Origin of the sequence: Chromatocurvus halotolerans (assembly GCF_004340525.1) — a bacterium.
GTDB lineage: Bacteria > Pseudomonadota > Gammaproteobacteria > Pseudomonadales > Halieaceae > Chromatocurvus > Chromatocurvus halotolerans.
Map to the genome: position 1 here is coordinate 125,759 of NZ_SLWX01000004.1, position 17,354 is coordinate 143,112.

A 17,354-nucleotide genomic window follows, 5' to 3' on the forward strand; every position below is an offset into this window, starting at 1 on the left:
GGCTCGCCTAGACGATTTCCACCAGCTCGATGTCGAAGGTCAGGGCCTCGCCGGCCAGTGGATGATTGGCATCCACGGTAATGCCGTCTTCCTCGATGCCCGTCACCGTCAGGTTCATCACCTGTCCCTCCGGGCTCTGCCCCTGCAGCTGCATGCCGATGGCAGGCTCGATGTCGTCGGGCAACGCACTGCTGGGTACCTGCTGCACCAGCTGGTCGTGGCGCGGCCCGTAGGCATCGTCCGGCTCAATGGTGACCGATTTGTTCTCTCCCACCGCCATGCCCTCAACGGCTTTCTCGAAGCCGGGAATCACGGCGCCGGCGCCCAGTGAAAACTCCAGGGGATCGCGACCCTCCGAGGAGTCGAACTGGGTACCGTCGGTCAACGTGCCGCTGTAGTGGATCTTTACCGTATCGCCGGTTTTGGCCTGTGTCATGCGAACTGTCTCCTGTTCAATGTCTGCGTGCCTGATAGCATGGAAGACGGCGGGAACACTCTCGACGGGTGTGACCCGGAAGAGGCGGGTAAGGGAACGCACCGGCAACCACAGATTCCCGCATACACTAACAAATTCACTGCGACAGAAAAACCGCGGGCAGGGAGCAGAGACAATGGCGAGACGCACGGAATCCAGCGGCACCACGCGCCTTGAAAGTGACGCGTTCGGCGACATTGCGGTGGCAGCAGACCGCTACTGGGGCGCGCAGACCCAGCGCGCCATTGGCAATTTCGCCATCGGCACCGACACCATGCCGGCCGCCCTGATACACGCGCTCGGCATCGTCAAGCACTGCGCCGCACGCTGCAATGGCGAGCTCGGCGAGCTGGAGCCCGCGATTGCGCAGGCGCTGGCAGAAGCCGCCGCGGAAGTCATGCAGGGCCGCTGGGACGCGCACTTCCCTCTTTCCGTCTGGCAGACCGGCTCGGGCACCCAGACCCACATGAACGCCAACGAGGTGATTGCCAACCGGGCGAGTGAAATGCTGGGCGGCACGCTCGGCAGCAAGCAACCGGTGCACCCCAACGATCACTGCAACCGCGGCCAGTCCTCCAACGACAGCTTTCCCAGTGCCATGCACATTGCCACCGCCCGCGAGACCCATGGCCGGCTGCTGCCCGCCCTGGAGGGCCTGCAGACCACGCTGGAAAACAAAAGCCGCGAATGGTGGCGGATCAACAAGATCGGCCGCACCCACCTGCAGGACGCCACGCCGCTCACCCTCGGCCAGGAGTTCTCGGGCTTTGCGCGACAGATTCATCTGGGGCGGCAACGCGTTGCCAGCGCCCTGACGGACATCCACGCCCTCAGCCAGGGGGGAACCGCCGTCGGCACCGGCCTCAACTGCGCACCCGGCTTCGCCGACCTGTTTGCGCGCCGGGTCGCGGAGGTCACCGGCCTGCCCTTCACCAGTGCCGACAACAAGTTCGAAAGCTCCGCCGCACACGACGCTCTTGTGGCTTTCTCGGGCGCGTTGAACACCCTCGCAGTCAGCCTGAACAAGATCAGCAACGATGTCCGTCTGCTGGCCTCAGGTCCTCGCTGCGGGCTTGGCGAACTGAGTCTGCCCGAGAACGAGCCCGGCTCATCCATCATGCCGGGCAAGGTAAACCCGACCCAGTGCGAGGCCCTGTGCATGGTGTGCGCGCAGGTGATCGGCAATCACGCCGCTGTCACCGCCGGGGGCATGCAGGGACACCTGCAGCTGAATACCTTCAAGCCGCTGATCATCTTCAATGTGCTGCAAAGCATCGCGCTGCTGTCCGACGCGATCAGCAGCTTCAACCGGCACTGCCTGAGCGGCACCGAACCGAACCGCGAGCGCCTGCAGCAGCACCTCGAACAGTCGCTGATGCTGGTGACGGCGCTGGCACCGCACCTCGGCTACGACCGCGCCGCCGCCATCGCCAAGAAAGCGCACGCCGAAGGGCTGTCCCTGCGCGAGGCGGCGCTCGCCGACGGCACGCTGGATGCCGACACCTTCGATGAACTGATCGATGTCGACACGATGACCGGGGCGCACTGATCGGGGCGCCGAGCGGGGCGCCGAGCGACAGATTCCCATCAATAAGCCGCGCGTGCACCTTTATATCGCACAGTGGCTCATCTACACTATGCTCTGGTTCGATAATGCAAGTCATACAATAATCCACGCATTGACCGGAGACTGCCATGACCCGTCAACACCCCATTGCCCGCACGCTCAGCGCACTGGCGCTGGCCCCGCTTGCCACCGCCACGCTGGTGGCGGCGCAGCCACAGCTTGAAGAAGTTCTGGTGACGGCCGAGAGGCGCACCCAGAGCATCAACGATGTCCCACTGTCCGTTGTTGCGCTTTCCGGAAGTGACATCGAAGTCGGCAAGATCAGCAACCTGAACGATGTTGCCTTTCGCACTCCTGGGCTGACCTTCAATCAGTTCAACGTCGGCGAACCGCGGATCTACATCCGCGGCATCGGCAACAGTTCGGACTCCGCCGCCAGTGACCCCGCGGTCGGGGTGTTCCTGGACGAGGTCTACATCGGCCGCACCGGTGGTGTGGGATTCGACCTGTTCGATCTCGAGCGCATCGAGATCCTGCGCGGACCCCAGGGCACGCTGTACGGCAAGAACACCAACGGCGGCGCCATCAATATCGTCACCTCGCGACCCTCCCAGGAGACCGAGCTGCGGGTTCGCGGCTCACTGGGCAGCGACGGCCTGCGCCACATCCAGGGCCTCGCCAGCGGCGGCCTGACCGATCGCGTGGCCGGCAAGCTGGTTTTCTCACGTCGTGAGCGCGACGGCTTCGGGCGCAACGTGATCACAGCGGAGGACATCAATACCGAGGGCAACTTCTCCGCCAGCCGCCTGATCGGCGGTTCTATCGGTGCGGCGGGCAGCGGGTAGGACCTGGACAACCTGAAGAACTTCAGTGTCCGCGGCCAGCTGCTGTTCGACATCAGCGACCGCGCCAGCCTGCTGCTCGGTGCCGATTACGCGAAGAACGAAACCAACGGCAGCTGCCGCAGCATCCAGAACCTGGACAAGGCCATCGCCGGGCTGACCCCGTTCTGGGAGCTGGGCATCCCGCAGGCAGCCCAGGCCGACGAGCGCCACTGCGCCACCCAGTTCGAGACGGGTCAGGAGCGCGACGTCTACGGCACCATGGCCCGTTTCGAATACGATCTCGGTGGCCCCATGCTCACCTCCATCACTGCCTGGCGCAGCAGTGACTTCTCCGTGATGGACGACCTTACGGGAATACCGCTGAACGATCTGGATGCCCCCTCGCCACCCGGCGTACCGCTGCCCCCGGGCTCTTTCACGGCGCCGGGCAACGTTATCGATGCCTCGGATGAAAAAGCCTCCCAGTGGTCGCAGGAACTGCGGCTGTCGCATACCACCGACAACCTGAACTGGGTGTTTGGTGTCTTCTACATGAAGGAAGAGGTTGACCGCGAGGAGGAGTTCTACACCCAGTACAGCACGCTGCTGCAGGGTCTGGGCCTGGCCGGCGAGGGCAACGTGCTGTTTGTCCAGGACAATACCACCGAGAGTGCGGCGGTCTATGGCCAGGTCGACTACGACATCACGCCGCAGCTGACGCTGACATACGGTGCGCGCTGGGCCGAGGACAAGAAAGACATTACCCAGAACTCACTGGACCTGCTCGGCACCGTCCCCTCCGGCGTGCCGCTGATCCTGCCGCCCTTCGAGGCGCCGGTATCGGCCAATGACACCTGGTCGGAGGTCACGCACAAGGTGTCCCTGGCCTATCGTCCGACCCAGGACATCATGCTCTACGCCACCTACTCCGAGGGCTTCAAGAGCGGTGCGTTCCAGTCGCAGACCAACCTCGCGTCGGTGGCCAGCGAACCGGTGGATCCCGAGATCGTGGAAAACATCGAGGTTGGCATGAAGTCGGCCTGGTGGAACAACCGCGCGCAGTTCAACCTGTCCTACTACGACATGGACTACAGCGACCTGCAGATCTTCGAGCTCAACAGCCAGTTTCTGCTGACGCTGCTGAATGCCGAGGCCAGATCCAAGGGCGTTGAGGCCAGCTTCGACATCGCACCCACGGAGAATCTCACGGTCAGCGCCAGCTACAACTGGAGCGACGCGACCTTCGACCGCTTCATCAACTCCAACAACCTGGATCTGTCGGGCAATGACCTGCCGTTTGCGCCTGACCAGGCGCTGACCGTGGCGGCGAATTACCGCTTCAATCTGTCCGGTGGCAGCACCATTGACGTCGGCGCCAGCTACAGCTGGAAAGACGACTACTTCTTCGGGCCGCAGAACCGTGAGCGCGAGCGCCAGGAGAGCGTGTCACTGATCGACGCCAACGCTACCTGGTACAGCGGGGACGGCTCGCTGAGCGTGGACATCTGGGGCAAGAACCTCGACGATGAGCTGCAGCTGTCGAACCAGATTGTCGACCCCACCGGCGTCACGTCCGAGTTCTACATGCCGCCGCGCACCTACGGCGTGACCGTGACCAAGTCCTTCCGCTAGACGGCCAGGCACCCAGTCCGCTCACGCCCCTGCGCCAGCCCCCCCCCGGGGAGGCTGGCGCAGGTTCTATAGCCAGCGCCGGAAGCGGAACCAGGCCATCAGCAATCCGGCCGCCCCCACGCACAGGAGAACCACGACCCAGAAGGCGAATCCGTCTTCCACCCCCGGCATGCCGCCGACATTGATTCCCATCAGGCCGGTGAAAAAACCGAGCGGCAGAAATATCGCCGCCACCAGGGACAGCACGTACATGCGCTCGTTCATCTGTTCCGAGAGGCGCCCCACCATTTCATCCTGTGCCACCGCCGTGCGCTCGCGCACCGCATCGATATCCTCGATGTGACGGATCTGACGGTCAGTGATCTCGCGCAACCGCAGGCGATTCAGGTCGTCGATCCAGCCGATCGCCTCGGCGGTCAGCCGGTTGAAGGCCTCGCGCTGCGGCGCCAGATACCGGCGCACGGTAATGGTCTGCTTGCGCAGATGGGCAAGATCATGGCGCAGGCTGCCCAGCTGGCCGGTGAGCAGCACGTCTTCCAGCTCAAGCGCCGCGTCCTCGAAGCCGTCAACGGTATCCGCCATGCGCGCGACGATACCGTCGATCCAGGCGACCAGGAGCTCGGCGGCGTTGTGCGGTCCGGCGCCGTCCTGCAGACGCTCCAGAATATCGTGGGTTGACAACAGCGGCCGCCGGCAGGTGCTGATCACTTTCTGCCCGTTGCACCACAGGCGCAACGACACCATGTCCTCGGGATCGGATCCCGGATTGAGATTGACGCCGCGCAGAGCCATCAGCAGGTTGTCGCCGCGGGTGATTGTCCGCGGTCGCGTCTCATCCATCACCAGACCATTCACCGCCACATCGATGAGCCCGCTGCGCTCATCGAGCCAGCGCCGGCTGGCCTCTGCCTCGTAATTGAAATGCAGCCACAGGCAGCCCTGTTCCGGCTGCCAGGCGCCTACCTCGCGCCACTCCAGGGTGCGCGCAGCGCCGGCCCCGTCGAGCAGGAGTGCATGAATGAGCCCGTCCGGCTGCTCACTGTCTGGCTGCGCCATGGCAATCGTCCCTTGTTAACAGTAGCCGCAGTCTACCGGCTAGCGCGGGGCTGGCGGTAGTTGCTGCCACCAGCCGCGGCCCGTGGCACAATCGACGCTGACGGCACGTCCACCCTTCAATGACGGTTTGACCCCAATGCGTACAACACTGGTCGTCGTCGACGACGACGCTCTTATCGACCCGGACAGCTCCCTCGACTGGATCAGCTTCGAGCAATATCTCTCGGACTATCCCAAGGCCGACGAACCGCGCACCCGCGTCATCAATCTGTGCGACACCGCGCGCTATCTGAGCCGCGGCTACTACTGCTCACTGCTGGCGGAGGCGCGGCGCCACAGCGTGCTGCCCAGCGTCAGCTGCATCAATGACCTGCGCGAGCGGGATGACCCGTCGATGGGCGATGTCGCCCCCCAGGCCGTGCGCTTCAATGCCGAGGAGTCACTGCTGCGACCGCTGCGCAGCCGGGACGCGCGTGAAACCCTGCTCTACTTCGGCACCTGTGAACAGGCACACTGGCAGAAACTCGGCCGTCAGATCTTCCAGCGTTTTCCGGCGCCGATACTGCGCGTCACCTTGCCCGGCGAACAGCTGGCGGGGCGGATTCACGTGCAGCGCATGGGCTACGCACAGCTGAGCGCCGAGCAGCGGCGGGAATTCCTCGCGGCTCTCGACCTGTTCACCCGCGGTCTCTGGCGCAATTACGGTGACAGCAAGCGCCTGCGCTGGGACATGGCCATCCTGGTCAACCCGGACGAACCCAGCCCGCCGAGTGACGCCGGCGCCATCAAGCGCTTTATCCGCGCCGCCGCCGAGGTCGGCATTCGCGCCGAAACGCTGACGCCGGCCCAGGGTGACCAGATTCTCCAGTACGACGCCCTGTTCCTGCGCGAGACCACGGCCATCGACCATCACACCTACCGCCTGGCGCGAACCGCCGAGCGCGAGGGCCTGATCGTGATCGATGACCCGCAGTCCATTCTGCGCTGCTGCAACAAGATCTACCTGCACGACGCCTTTTCCTACAAGGGGGTGCCTGCACTGCCCACCCTGGTCGTGGCCAGCTCCGCTGAAGTCGACCTTGACCGCATCGAGCATGCCTTTGGCTACCCGGTCGTGCTGAAATTGCCCGAGGGGTCCTTTTCGCGGGGCGTGTTCCGCATCCACAGCCGCGAGGAACTGCGGGAGCAGATCGACCGGCTCCTCGCGGAGACCACGCTGGTGCTGGCGCAGGCCTACTGCTTCACGGACTACGACTGGCGCATTGGCGTGCTGGCGGGCAAGGCCATCTACGCCTGTCGGTACCATATGGCACGCAACCACTGGCAGATCTACAACCACGCCAGCAACAGCGGAAGCTCCGGTGGATTCGATACCCTGCCCACCTTCGAAGTGCCACAGAAGGTCATCCGCGCCGCGGTAAAGGCCGCCGGCGTGGTCGGCGACGGCCTCTACGGGGTGGATATCAAGGAGAAAGATGGCAGCGTGTTCGTGATCGAGGTGAACGACAATCCGAGCATTGAGCGCGGCGTGGAGGACAAGTATCTGGGCAATGAGCTGTATCAGCTGGTGATGGCGGAATTCGCCCGTCGTCTGGAACAGCGCGGCCGGCGCTGAGCGGCCCGCGCATGCACACCCATGACAGCGATGTCCTGGCCTTTGCCCTGGCCGCCTGCGCGGCGCCGACGCGTGCCTGGCTGGTCACGATCGTCGCCACCAGCGGTTCCTCCCCGCGACCCGCCGGCGCCATGCTTGCCTGTACCGATACCGGCACCCAGGCCGGCTCGGTATCTGGCGGCTGTGTGGAGGAGGACCTGATCGAGCGACTGCGGGCGGGGGAGTTCGATGCACAGCGCGTCCAGCGCATCCGCTATGGCGTCAGCGCCGAGGAAAACGCCCGCCTCGGCCTGCCCTGTGGCGGCCAGCTCGACCTGATCGTACAGTCACTGCGCGCCGATGACAGCGAGTGGCTGCAGGCCCTTCTCGATGCCATCGGCGAGCGTCGCTGCATACAGCGGCAGGTGCGTCTTGCCGACGGACACACAGTGCTGCAGCCGCTGGCGCATTTTGCCGACCTTGAGGTGGATACGATACAGCTCGCCCAGAGCTTCGGGCCGCGCTACCGCATGCTGCTGGTCGGTGCCGGGCAGCTGGCCGCCTCACTGGCGGAGCTGGCGCTGGCCATGGATTACGAGGTGCTGGTGACCGATCCACGGCCGGATACCCTGGCGCAGTGGACCGGCCCCGAGGTCCCGCGCCTGCCGGGCATGCCGGACGACGTGGTGCGGGCCCAGGCCGCCGACCGTTTTTCCGTGGTCATCACCCTGACCCACGACCCGCGGATAGACGACATGGCCCTGATGGAGGCGCTGGAGAGCGAGGCCTGGTACGTCGGCGCCCTGGGCTCGAAGCGAACCACGGAGAAACGCCTGCAGCGACTGCAGGCGCTGGATATTCCGCAGGAAAAGATAGACCGGCTGCAGGCGCCCGTCGGTCTCGATATCGGCAGCAAGACACCGCTGGAGATCGCCGTTGCCATCATGGCGCAGCTGGTGCAGCTACGGCGGCGGCCCGCAGGGGCTGTCTGAGGAGGGCCAGCCTGAGTGCGGCCTGCGCCCTCGAATCAAGGGACCGGGCGCAGGCTCAGGCAAAGACAGACCTCAGGCGCTGAGCTGCTTGCCGATCGGCAGTTCGCGGATGCGCTTGCCGGTGGCAGCGAAAATGGCGTTGCAAAGCGCCGGCGCAAAGGGCGGGGTTCCCGGCTCGCCAACGCCGGCGGGCGGCGCCTCGCTGTCGACCACTTCGACCTCAATGGACGCCGGACTGTGCGGCATGCGCGCCACCTGATAATCATCGTAGTTCGACTGCTGCACCGCTCCCTTGTCCACGGTGATCGCAGCATCCAGCGCGGCGCTCAGCCCGAACACCGACCCGCCCTCCATCTGGTTGCGCACGGAGTCGCGGTTGACCACGGTGCCGGCATCCACGACCACCCACGCCTTCGGGATTGTCAGTTCACCGTCCTCGCTGACGGTCACTTCCACCACCGTAGCAACGTAGCTCAGGAAGCTGCGGTGGACCGCCAGGCCGAGCCCTGAGCCCTCAGGCATGTCGCGGCCCCAATCCGCCAGATCGGTAGCGCGACGCAGCACGTGCTTGAGCCGCGCGGTGTCAAAGGGATAGGCGTCGGTGTCACCGCCATAGTTGGCAAACTTCGAACCCTCGGCCGCAAAGTCGATCAGGCGATCCGGGCCGATGGCCTCGAGCAGGAAGTCGCGGTGGTCACGCCCGGCGGCCTCCGCCAGCTCTGCCATGAACGACTGGCTGGCAAAGCAGTGGTAGATGTTGGCGACCGAGCGCATCCAGCCGATACGCAGCTGCGCGGGCACGCGGCCTGTCTCGGCCTGAATGTGCTCCAGCGCATAAGGTGGATCGCGCAGGCCCAGATCGGTCTCGAACCCCGGCTCCTCGGCCCCCGCGACAAAGGTGGACTGGATCGTGGGGAAGGTGGAGCGGTGGCGCCAGGCCTTGAGACGTCCGGCGTCGTCAAGACCCGCCTCGAGGCGCTGTGCGCTTACGGTGTGGTAAAAGCCATGGCGGATATCGTCCTCACGGCGCCACTGCACACGTACTGTGCGTCCTGTCTCATGAGCCAGATAGGCCGCTTCCGCGGCGAAATCCGGCTTGGACTTGCGACCGAAGCCGCCGCCCAGCAGCGTGACATGCACCCGCACCTGGCTCTCCTCGAGCCCCAGCATGCCGGCAATCAGGCTCTGGTCGGCCTGCGGATTCTGGGTGCAGGACCACACCTCGAGCACGCCGTCGACGAAGCGCGCGCTGGCCGCGGGCGGCTCCATGGGCGCCTGCGCCAGGTGGGGCACGTAATACTGCGCGGTATGCGTTTTCGCGGCGCCCTTCAGCGCGGCATCGACATCGCCCTTGCTGTAGTGAACGTCTCCGGGCTGCTCGTTAGCCGCCTCCATCTGCTTGCGGAACGCTTCCGAGCTGTAGCCGTCATTCGGCGAATCCGACCAGGTAATCACGAGCTTCTCGCAGCCCTTCTGCGCCGCCCAGGTGTTGCTGGCGAGGACGGCGACGCCACCCAGCGGCCGGAACTGCACCGGGGCCTCCGTGTTCGCGGGCATCTCGATGACGTCGATCACACCGGGCACCTTGCGCGCTTCGGCGGCGTCCACGGACTGCACTTTCGACAGCACCACGGGCGGCCTGGCAATGATGGCCACCACGGTGTCCTCCAGGCGCACGTCCGCGGCGAAGGTCCCCTTGCCCGTCAGTATGTCCGCCATATCGACAATCGGCTTGCCCTCGCCGATATAGCGCCAGTCCTTGCGCGCCTTGACCGACACCGCATCCGCGGATGGCGGCTGCCTGTCGGCAACGGCGGCGGCAAGATCGGCGAAATCGAGGGTCCTGCCGGAGGGCAGGTGGCGCGCCTTGTGCTGCTCGACCAGGCAGTCTGCCGCCGCAACCCCCCACTGCTCGGCCGCGGCGTCGCGCAGCATGTGACGCACGGTGGCGCCGGCAAGCCGCAGGCGCTCGAGATTGAAGCGGATGCTGCGCGAGCCATCCGTATTCTGGTCGCCGTAGCGCTTGTCGCCGAGGGCCTGCTCGATCGCGATGCGATCCCAGTCAGCCTCGAGCTCATCGGCGACAATCTGGGCCACGGCGGTGCGCGCGTGCTGGCCCATTTCCGAACGGTGGCAAGTGATAACCACCGTGCCATCGGCCTGCAGGGCAATGAACAACCGCGCATCGCTGTCGGCGTCAGCCGCTTCAGCGGCCACCGCCGTGGCCGAGGGGCCCTGTCGGGTCAGCAGCGGCAGCGCGAACACCGCGACGCCGGTCACGGCGCCGGTCTTCAGGAACTTGCGGCGCGACAGATCGAGATAGCGACTCATGAGGCTTTCTCCGCCAGGTCAAGAAGCGCCGCCTTGATACGGGGATAGGTACCGCAGCGGCAGAGATTGCCCTGCATGGCGCTGTCGATGTCCGCCGACGACGGCGCCGGATTGTCGCTCAGCAGTGACGAGGCCTGCATGATCTGCCCGGGCTGGCAGTAGCCGCACTGGGGCACCTGATGCTTCGCCCAGGCCTGCTGCACCGGGTGATCGCCGTTCACCGCCAGCCCTTCAATGGTCGTGATCTCGCGGTTCGCCGCTTCGGAAAGCGGGACGCTGCAGGAGCGCTGGGCCGTGCCATCGATGTGCACCGTGCAGGCGCCGCAGAAGCCGGCGCCGCAGCCGAACTTGGTGCCGGTGAGGTTGGCGATATCGCGCAGATACCACAGCAGCGGCATATCGCCCTCCGCCTCGGTGCTGTGCTTTTCGCCGTTGACTGTCAGTTCAATCATTTGTTGTTATCCCTGCGCCGCGAATCCGCGACTGCTTCACATTTTTTCAAACCCTACCATACCCCTACTCCAGCGCCGAGCCGTCCTCAGAATAGATCACCCAGATCTTGGTGTAGCCATCGGTTTCCCAGACCCCGGTCCACTCTTTCGGTATGGTGACCGCCTCGCCCGCCTCAATCACCTGCTGACTGCCGTCGGAGGATGTCAGCGTGACGCTGCCCTCGAGAAAGAACATGAACTCGTCTACGCCATAGGGCTCATCGATCTCGAAACGCGATGGGCCGGCGCGGTACATGCCGGAGGCAAATTTGCCGTCACTGCTGAGCAGCGAGGTGATATCGAGGATCCGCTTGCCGTCGCGTTCTGTGACCACCGTGTCGGGGCTGTCGAACATCCCGCCAGCGAGATCATCGCGGCTCATTTCGGCGGGCTTCACCACCTCGGCGCCAGCGTGGACCGGCAGCAGGGCCGTCAGCGTCAGCCCGGCAAGTGCGTGCCTGAAGGTCATCATGGGCAATCTCCTGTCATGACAGAAAAGCGATCAACAGATAGGCGGCGACCGTCAGGGCCGCCGCAATGAGGGCATAGGGTAACTGGGTGAGCGCATGCTGCAGCGGCGTGCATCCGGTGGCCTGGGCGGTAAGCACCGTGGCGTCAGAGTAGAAGCAGGCGTGACTGCCAAAGGTACTGGCGGACAGGGTGGCACCGATCACCAGCGTCATGTCCGCACCCATGTTCCGGGACAGGGCGGCCACGATGGGCAGCACGATCACGAACACGCCCCAGTTGGACCCGGTCATGAAGGACACCAGACCCATGCTGACAAATATCACTGCCGGCAGGGTCTGCGGGGTCAGCAGCGGCTCGACGCTTTCTACCACGTATCGCGGCAGACCCAGATCATCGTTCACCTCCTTGAGAATGAACGCCGCCACGAGCACGGCGAGCGGTTCGATCATGGTCTTAAAGCCGTCAATCACGGTATCGAAGGTGTCGTGCAGGTCGAGCAGACGCAGGGCCAGCACCGTGATGATGGTGCCGCCGAGGGCGAGGTAGATACCGATCAGGAAATCATTGTCGAAAACCAGGGTGCAGGCGACCAGCGCCACCATCGGCGCGACAAACAGCCACAGCCGCGGCGTCAGTCCGGGTTTGGGCACGATCGCCTTGTTCGCGTCCTCGATGTGCTGCGCCTCCGGCGGCACCATGACACCAGTCTCCCACGCGCGCCGGTCAGCGGTCGCCATGGGCCCGAGGGCGCCCAGGCCACCCACAATCACCACGGGCACCAGCAACACGGCGAACCAGGCGTAGAACATGTAGGGAATGGCGGAGATGTAGACCGTGAGACCCTGCCCCTCCGCCGCCAGGTCGTTGGCCACCAGCATGCCGGCGAAGAAGGCACCCCAGGTCGAGAACGGGATCAGCACACTGATCGGCGCGGCGGTGGAGTCCACCACGTAGGCCAGCTTCTCCCGGGAAATCCGGAACCTGTCGGTGATGTCCCGCATGGCCGCCCCTACCGCGAGCGAGTTAAGGTAGTCATCGACGAACAGCGCAATGCCCAGGCCCCACGTGGTCATGAGGGCTGCGCGGGCAGAGCGGATGCGGCTGCCCAGGTTGCGCGTGAAGGCCGCCGTTGCCCCGGTGCGCATCAGCAGGGCGATCAGGCTACCCATGAAGCCGCAGACCAGTATCACCCAGGCGACGTCCTCGTCGGTCAGCACGCTCAGCGAGGTCTCCGCCATGCCGGCCACAAAGCCGGACCCTTCCAGCATCACCAGGCCGAGAAGCGCACCGCAGATCAATGACTCGATGGGCCGACGGCTCCAGATGGCCAGGACAAACACCAGCAGCGTGGGCAGTAGGGACAGCAGGCCACCGCTCTCGCTCAAGACATCATCCCAGCTGTTCCCGGGTGGCGCGCCAGGCGGCATCGATGGCGCCGTCGACAAAGGCATAGGCGGAGGCGTCGGAGTTGGCAACGGAAATGCGCCCCATCTGCCGCGCCCCGAGCCGGTGCGGTCCCTCGTCCGGCCCGTAGTGCGCCGGATCGGAAAGTTCGTTGTACTCGTAGGCGTAGCCGTGGGGCCAGCGATTCACCGTCAGGCCGGCGATATCGCGGGCAGGATCGAAGCCGGCTCCGCCGAGAGCACCAGTCAGCTGCTCGATGATTCCGCTCTCGAACTGCTCCCAGGTGGTCTCGTAGATCTGCCGGCGACCCGCCTCGTGCTGCTGCCGCGCCGTCAGTCCCCGGTCCGGCACTGTCGGCACCCAGGACCCGTGCAGCACGGTTGGCTGGTCCGGCGTATCCGCGAAGCGATAAGCGCCCATGCTCACCGGAAAATCCAGCCCGAAGGCGTGCATGAGGCTCGACTGCGGCACCGAAAGACTGTGCATGCCGAGTTCCGCAAAGGGACGCCAGTTGCGCACGGCAATGCTCATGTACACCAGCGGCACCTTGGTGGCATAGGCAATGGCCTCGCACTGGTCTTCGGGCATTTCCGGGCAGATATGCGGCAGCATCGCGTTGTAGCAGGCCATGACGACGTGCTTCGCGCGCACCCGCTCAACCCGACCATCGCGCACGTAGCAGACGTCTACCGCGTCGCCGGCCGGCGTATGCCGCACATCCACTGCAGTGCTGTTCAGGCGCAGGCGGCAGCGCTGCCCGGCCTGGTCGAGCGCTGCGTAATCCACCCGGGCCAGCACCAGGTCTTCCATGCTGCTGCCAGGTACGGCCCCGGGTATTAGGCTGCGCACCAGCGCCCGGGCAACGCCGGCATTGCCATCGGGAAAGTGGAAGATATAGGGCTCGTTGCGCTCCGGCTCGCGCTGCGGCACCGGCGGCAGATCGACGTGCCGGGTGCCGGGCATGCCCATGCGCTGGGCTTCCAGGGCCGAGATGGCGTCCCAGCCCACCCCCCACCAGCCGCGGATGCTATCGCGCCACAGCAGGTAGACCGCCTCCGGCACGCCCACGGTATCGAGCAGAAACTGGCGATAGCTCATGCCGCGCAGTGCCGCAATGCGGGCATCCCGGGGCATGGCCGCCAGCGGGTTGCCCGGTTCTGAAAGCAGCGCTAGACAGTCCCTGCGGGCGGCATCGTCAAGCGGATAGCGGGCGAGCAATGCCGCGTTGCCCGCCCGCGCGGAGGGGCCGCCGTAAAGATCGAGCTCCGGCAGTACCCGATCCTCACCGTAGCGCCCGGCGCCGAAATACACGCCGCGCCCGAGACCGGCACTGGCATGAAAATCCTGGTCGTAATAGTCGTAAAAGCGCTCCGGGTCGATACTGAGCGCGCGCAGCAGACCGGCGGCTTCCCTGGAGTAGCTGCCCGGCGTGTCCAGGGACTGGCTGCCGCCGTAGCCGATCAGCTGGCGGCCATCAACCGTGAACTCGTTGCGACGGGCGTGGCCGCCGAAGTCGTCGTGATTGTCGAGGACAAGCATCCGGCTGCCGGCAGCTGCCTGCTCGCGGTAGAAATGCGCCGCCGCCAGCCCGGAAATACCGCCGCCGACAACCACAAGGTCGTACATTCCATCCGTCTGTTCCGACGGTCGCGGGTAGCGCTGCCCTCCCCAGGCCACCGCGTGCGCAACGTCGAAGGAGCCCGGCTGACTGCCGCGCATACCCATGATCGCCGGCGGATATCCCCCCGCCGGAGTCGACCTCGCCAGCGCCTCCACCGGTGCCAGGGCGCCCGCGGCGGTACCGAGAGCAAGGCCACCGAGGAAATCCCGACGACTGATATCGAGGCGGCGGGCCATATCAGCGGGAAGCCGGGGGTAGGGTTGTCACAGGTTCCACATAAAGCGCAGACCCGCGGTGCGTGGACGGCTGGGGCTGATGTCCGATTGCACATAGGGCGAGGCGGCAGAGGTCGGCCCATTGCCCGCGTCGTAATACTCATCGTCGAGCAGATTTTCGATATACAGCGCCAGCGCCCAGCCCGTGGGCGAACGGAAGCCCGCCATGGCCTGGACCTCCGTGTACTCGCCCACGTCGCGCATGCCGGCGGCAACGGTCTCGGGGGTGAATGGCACCCAGTCTGCCGGCGCTCCGTCTTCCCAGCTCGCCGACACGTTGCCAAACAGCTCCCCCGAGTCCAGCGGCAGATTGCCGTTGAGCGTGGTATAGGCGGTCCATTCGGGAATGCCCGGCAGCGGTGATCCCTCACAGGCATTGCGATCGCCCAGGAATTCCTCGCCGTTGGCGCAGAAATCCTGAATGCCCTTGCCCTCACTGTCGAACCACGAGAACCCGAGGCCGAAGCTCCAGTACTCGGAGAAGCCGTAGTTCCAGACGCCTTCCACCCCCCGGCCATCCACCGTACCGGTATTGCACACCACAACTACCGGCGAACCGGGCTCGCTGCAGGTTGCCTGCAGGTCCTCGTATTCGTAGACAAAGGCCGTCAGCTGAATCTGGCTGGCACCATCGAAGTGCTTGCCCTTGTAGCCTATTTCGTAGGACGTGACCTCCTCCGAGTCGAAGGAGGACGGACGATGCACGCCGGGCAAGGCCTCGACGCCGCTGAACGGCCCCCCCGGCGTCACCGAAAAGCTGTTGAAGCCACCCTGCTTGTAGCCCGTGGTGAGGCTCGCGTAAAGCAGGTTGTTGCTGTCCGGACGCCAGTTGAGAACACCGCGCCAGGTGGCCCTGGACCAGGACTGGGTGTCGGATACCGGCCCCTCTGGCGTGGTGAAGCCGGTCTGCACCACCTGCCCGAGCAGGCTGCGGTTGCGTGCGGTCAGCACTTCCTGCGACATCTCCTTTTCATCGTCGTTATAGCGCACGCCAACGCTGGCATCGAACTGCTCCGACAGCTGGAACTGCAGATCGACATAGGCCGCCCAGCCCTGAAAGGTTCCCCGGGTACGGTTCCAGTCATCGATCAGTCCGTCGGGACTTGCCTGCCAGTCATAGGTGCCCCAGTAATCGGAAAGAATGTAGGCGTAGGCGCCATCGTAGGCATTGTTGTAGTAGTCAAACACGCCCTGGCAGTCATTGCCCCAGTAGACGTTGCAGTACAGATCCTCGTCCTGCTGGCCGAGAAATTCGGTGTCGATGTCCTCGCGGTAATAGGAGACACCGGCATACCAGCTCAGCATGCCTTCGGTGTCGGACGTGAGGCGCAGCTCCTGTTCGAAGTACTCTCCCGACTGCACCTGCTCGTAATTGAAAATGGTGAGGGGTGTCGCGTCGAAATCCTCCGAATAGTAATAGTCGTGATCCTTGTAACCGGTCAGGGAGGTGAGGGTTGCCCAGCCCAGGTCGTAGTTGAGTTCGAGGCCGATCTGGAAAATCTCGCCCTCATCCACCGGCGGGCTGCGCGGCTCGTCGATGTTGACATCACGCGGATCGGCCGGCACCGGAAGGGTCCCGTAAATGCTTTCCAGAAAGGCATAGGAGGGTCCGTTGCCCGTGGCGCGATACATGGTGCCGGACTGCTCGCGGTCCTCGTATTCGACAAACAGCGTTGCCGTCAGGTCGCCACCGTCATCATAAACGCCGGTCAGGCGCAGCGCCGTCTTGTCGTGTTCGATGTAGTCCCGGCCGGTGCGGATATTGGTGACGTAGCCATCTTCCCGTGAATGCAGGCCGGCGATACGCACGGAAACCGCGTCGCTGATGTCGACATTGGTCGCGGCCTCGGCGCGCAAGATATCGCGCTCACCGATGCGGATATCGGCATAGGTGTCAGCCTCGTCGCGGGTCGGCCTGCGAGTGATGATATTCATGGCGCCGGCAATGGAGTTGCGGCCGAACAGGAAGCCCTGGGGGCCACGCAGTATTTCGGCGCGCTCCAGATCGAACAGACTGGTCACGGCGGCGCCGTTGCGGCCCTGGTAGAACCCGTTCTTGTACACGCCCAGCGAGGGATCCCCCCCGTTGCCGAAATCGTTGGTCAGAATGCCGCGTACCGCGATCGAGTCCATGAAGCTGTCTTTGGAATTGCCGGTGACGCCGGGGGTGAATGTCACCAGGTCCTTGACGTCATCGAGGTTGACCGTGCGCAGGAAATCACCGGAGAGCGCCTGTACCGACAGCGGTACGTCCATCACCGATTGCGCGCGCTTGGTCGCGGTAACAATGACTTCTTCCAGCTGCTGGGCATCGGTACCACTGCTGCCGATGCCCAACATCACGGCCGTGGAAACGGCGAGAACCAGATGCTGGCGCGGACAGTGTGAACCGTCAACTGGCTGTGTGGGTGCGCTGTCTGTCGTAGCGGCGAACGCCCGGACATCGGGCAGGAAAACACTTTGGCCTGGCATGGACTACCCCCTCGTTCTGGCGATGCCCCAGGGGCTGGCATCACGCGCTCTTTCGAATTGTTCTGCGGGCGTTGGTCACTCTGATCTGCCCCGGAAGGCCGGGGGGCGAGTCGTGCAGGTGTCTCTCTACGCGCTTGACGCGCTTGCGC

General features: G+C 64.8%; 13 protein-coding genes. 5 read left to right on the plus strand and 8 right to left on the minus strand.

Translation table 11 applies throughout. From position 1 onward, the window contains the following. Positions 1–7: 7 nt before the first annotated feature. Positions 8–436, minus strand: coding sequence for an FKBP-type peptidyl-prolyl cis-trans isomerase (locus tag EV688_RS06275; protein WP_117314946.1), 429 nt, complete (start codon positions 434–436; stop codon positions 8–10). Between the two features lie 175 nt (positions 437–611). Between EV688_RS06275 and fumC the strand changes: the two genes are divergently transcribed. From fumC to EV688_RS06290, 3 genes are all read left to right on the plus strand, one after another. Then, positions 612–2,024, plus strand: a complete 1,413-nt coding sequence (fumC, locus tag EV688_RS06280) for a class II fumarate hydratase (protein ID WP_117314948.1) — start codon at positions 612–614, stop codon at positions 2,022–2,024. A 146-nt stretch (positions 2,025–2,170) separates the two neighbouring features. After that, positions 2,171–2,887, plus strand: a complete 717-nt coding sequence (locus tag EV688_RS06285) for a TonB-dependent receptor (protein WP_117314950.1) — start codon at positions 2,171–2,173, stop codon at positions 2,885–2,887. A 258-nt stretch (positions 2,888–3,145) separates the two neighbouring features. Next, positions 3,146–4,498 (plus strand): TonB-dependent receptor, encoded by a 1,353-nt coding sequence (locus EV688_RS06290; RefSeq protein ID WP_117314952.1) that lies wholly within the window; start codon positions 3,146–3,148, stop codon positions 4,496–4,498. A 66-nt stretch (positions 4,499–4,564) separates the two neighbouring features. Here EV688_RS06290 and EV688_RS06295 read toward each other — a convergent pair whose 3' ends face one another. Continuing rightward, positions 4,565–5,554 (minus strand): zinc transporter ZntB, encoded by a 990-nt coding sequence (locus EV688_RS06295; protein WP_117314954.1) that lies wholly within the window; start codon positions 5,552–5,554, stop codon positions 4,565–4,567. Between the two features lie 136 nt (positions 5,555–5,690). Here EV688_RS06295 and EV688_RS06300 point away from each other — a divergent pair, with 136 nt between their 5' ends. Then, positions 5,691–7,169, plus strand: coding sequence for a RimK family protein (locus tag EV688_RS06300; protein WP_117314956.1), 1,479 nt, complete (start codon positions 5,691–5,693; stop codon positions 7,167–7,169). 11 nt (positions 7,170–7,180) lie between these two features. Next, positions 7,181–8,140 carry an XdhC family protein gene (locus EV688_RS06305; RefSeq protein WP_117314958.1) on the plus strand — a complete coding sequence of 320 codons (960 nt, stop codon included), beginning with the start codon at positions 7,181–7,183 and terminating at the stop codon, positions 8,138–8,140. A gap of 72 nt (positions 8,141–8,212) precedes the next feature. Here the strand turns inward: EV688_RS06305 and EV688_RS06310 are convergent, their stop codons facing one another. From EV688_RS06310 to EV688_RS06335, 6 genes are all read right to left on the minus strand, one after another. Beyond that, a complete protein-coding gene (locus tag EV688_RS06310) occupies positions 8,213–10,471 on the minus strand; it encodes a xanthine dehydrogenase family protein molybdopterin-binding subunit (protein ID WP_117314960.1) in 2,259 nt (752 codons plus the stop codon). Further along, positions 10,468–10,923, minus strand: coding sequence for a (2Fe-2S)-binding protein (locus EV688_RS06315; protein ID WP_117314962.1), 456 nt, complete (start codon positions 10,921–10,923; stop codon positions 10,468–10,470). Before EV688_RS06315 ends, EV688_RS06310 begins: the two co-directional genes overlap by 4 nt. A gap of 64 nt (positions 10,924–10,987) precedes the next feature. Next, complete coding sequence (locus tag EV688_RS06320) at positions 10,988–11,434, minus strand: cupin domain-containing protein (protein WP_117314964.1); 447 nt, start codon at positions 11,432–11,434, stop codon at positions 10,988–10,990. A gap of 13 nt (positions 11,435–11,447) precedes the next feature. Further along, entirely contained in the window at positions 11,448–12,818 is a 1,371-nt protein-coding gene (locus tag EV688_RS06325) for a Na+/H+ antiporter NhaC family protein (RefSeq protein ID WP_240624215.1), read from the minus strand. Between the two features lie 4 nt (positions 12,819–12,822). Then, positions 12,823–14,694, minus strand: coding sequence for an NAD(P)-binding protein (locus tag EV688_RS06330; protein WP_117314967.1), 1,872 nt, complete (start codon positions 14,692–14,694; stop codon positions 12,823–12,825). A 27-nt stretch (positions 14,695–14,721) separates the two neighbouring features. Continuing rightward, the gene (locus EV688_RS06335; RefSeq protein WP_240624216.1) at positions 14,722–17,205 is read right to left on the minus strand and encodes a TonB-dependent receptor; all 2,484 of its coding nucleotides are present in this window, start codon (positions 17,203–17,205) and stop codon (positions 14,722–14,724) included. Between the last annotated feature and the right edge of the window lie 149 nt (positions 17,206–17,354).

Excerpts from the sequence above, each read along its gene's own strand:
- EV688_RS06320 (WP_117314964.1), bottom strand. The coding sequence starts at position 11,434 with ATGATGACCTTCAGGCACGCACTTGCCGGGCTGACGCTGACGGCCCTG.
- EV688_RS06335 (WP_240624216.1), bottom strand. The coding sequence starts at position 17,205 with ATGCCAGGCCAAAGTGTTTTCCTGCCCGATGTCCGGGCGTTCGCCGCT.
- EV688_RS06310 (WP_117314960.1), bottom strand. The coding sequence starts at position 10,471 with ATGAGTCGCTATCTCGATCTGTCGCGCCGCAAGTTCCTGAAGACCGGC.
- EV688_RS06290 (WP_117314952.1), top strand. The coding sequence starts at position 3,146 with ATGGCCCGTTTCGAATACGATCTCGGTGGCCCCATGCTCACCTCCATC.
- fumC (WP_117314948.1), top strand. The coding sequence starts at position 612 with ATGGCGAGACGCACGGAATCCAGCGGCACCACGCGCCTTGAAAGTGAC.
- EV688_RS06275 (WP_117314946.1), bottom strand. The coding sequence starts at position 436 with ATGACACAGGCCAAAACCGGCGATACGGTAAAGATCCACTACAGCGGC.
- EV688_RS06330 (WP_117314967.1), bottom strand. The coding sequence starts at position 14,694 with ATGGCCCGCCGCCTCGATATCAGTCGTCGGGATTTCCTCGGTGGCCTT.
- EV688_RS06305 (WP_117314958.1), top strand. The coding sequence starts at position 7,181 with ATGCACACCCATGACAGCGATGTCCTGGCCTTTGCCCTGGCCGCCTGC.
- EV688_RS06315 (WP_117314962.1), bottom strand. The coding sequence starts at position 10,923 with ATGATTGAACTGACAGTCAACGGCGAAAAGCACAGCACCGAGGCGGAG.
- EV688_RS06295 (WP_117314954.1), bottom strand. The coding sequence starts at position 5,554 with ATGGCGCAGCCAGACAGTGAGCAGCCGGACGGGCTCATTCATGCACTC.
- EV688_RS06300 (WP_117314956.1), top strand. The coding sequence starts at position 5,691 with ATGCGTACAACACTGGTCGTCGTCGACGACGACGCTCTTATCGACCCG.
- EV688_RS06285 (WP_117314950.1), top strand. The coding sequence starts at position 2,171 with ATGACCCGTCAACACCCCATTGCCCGCACGCTCAGCGCACTGGCGCTG.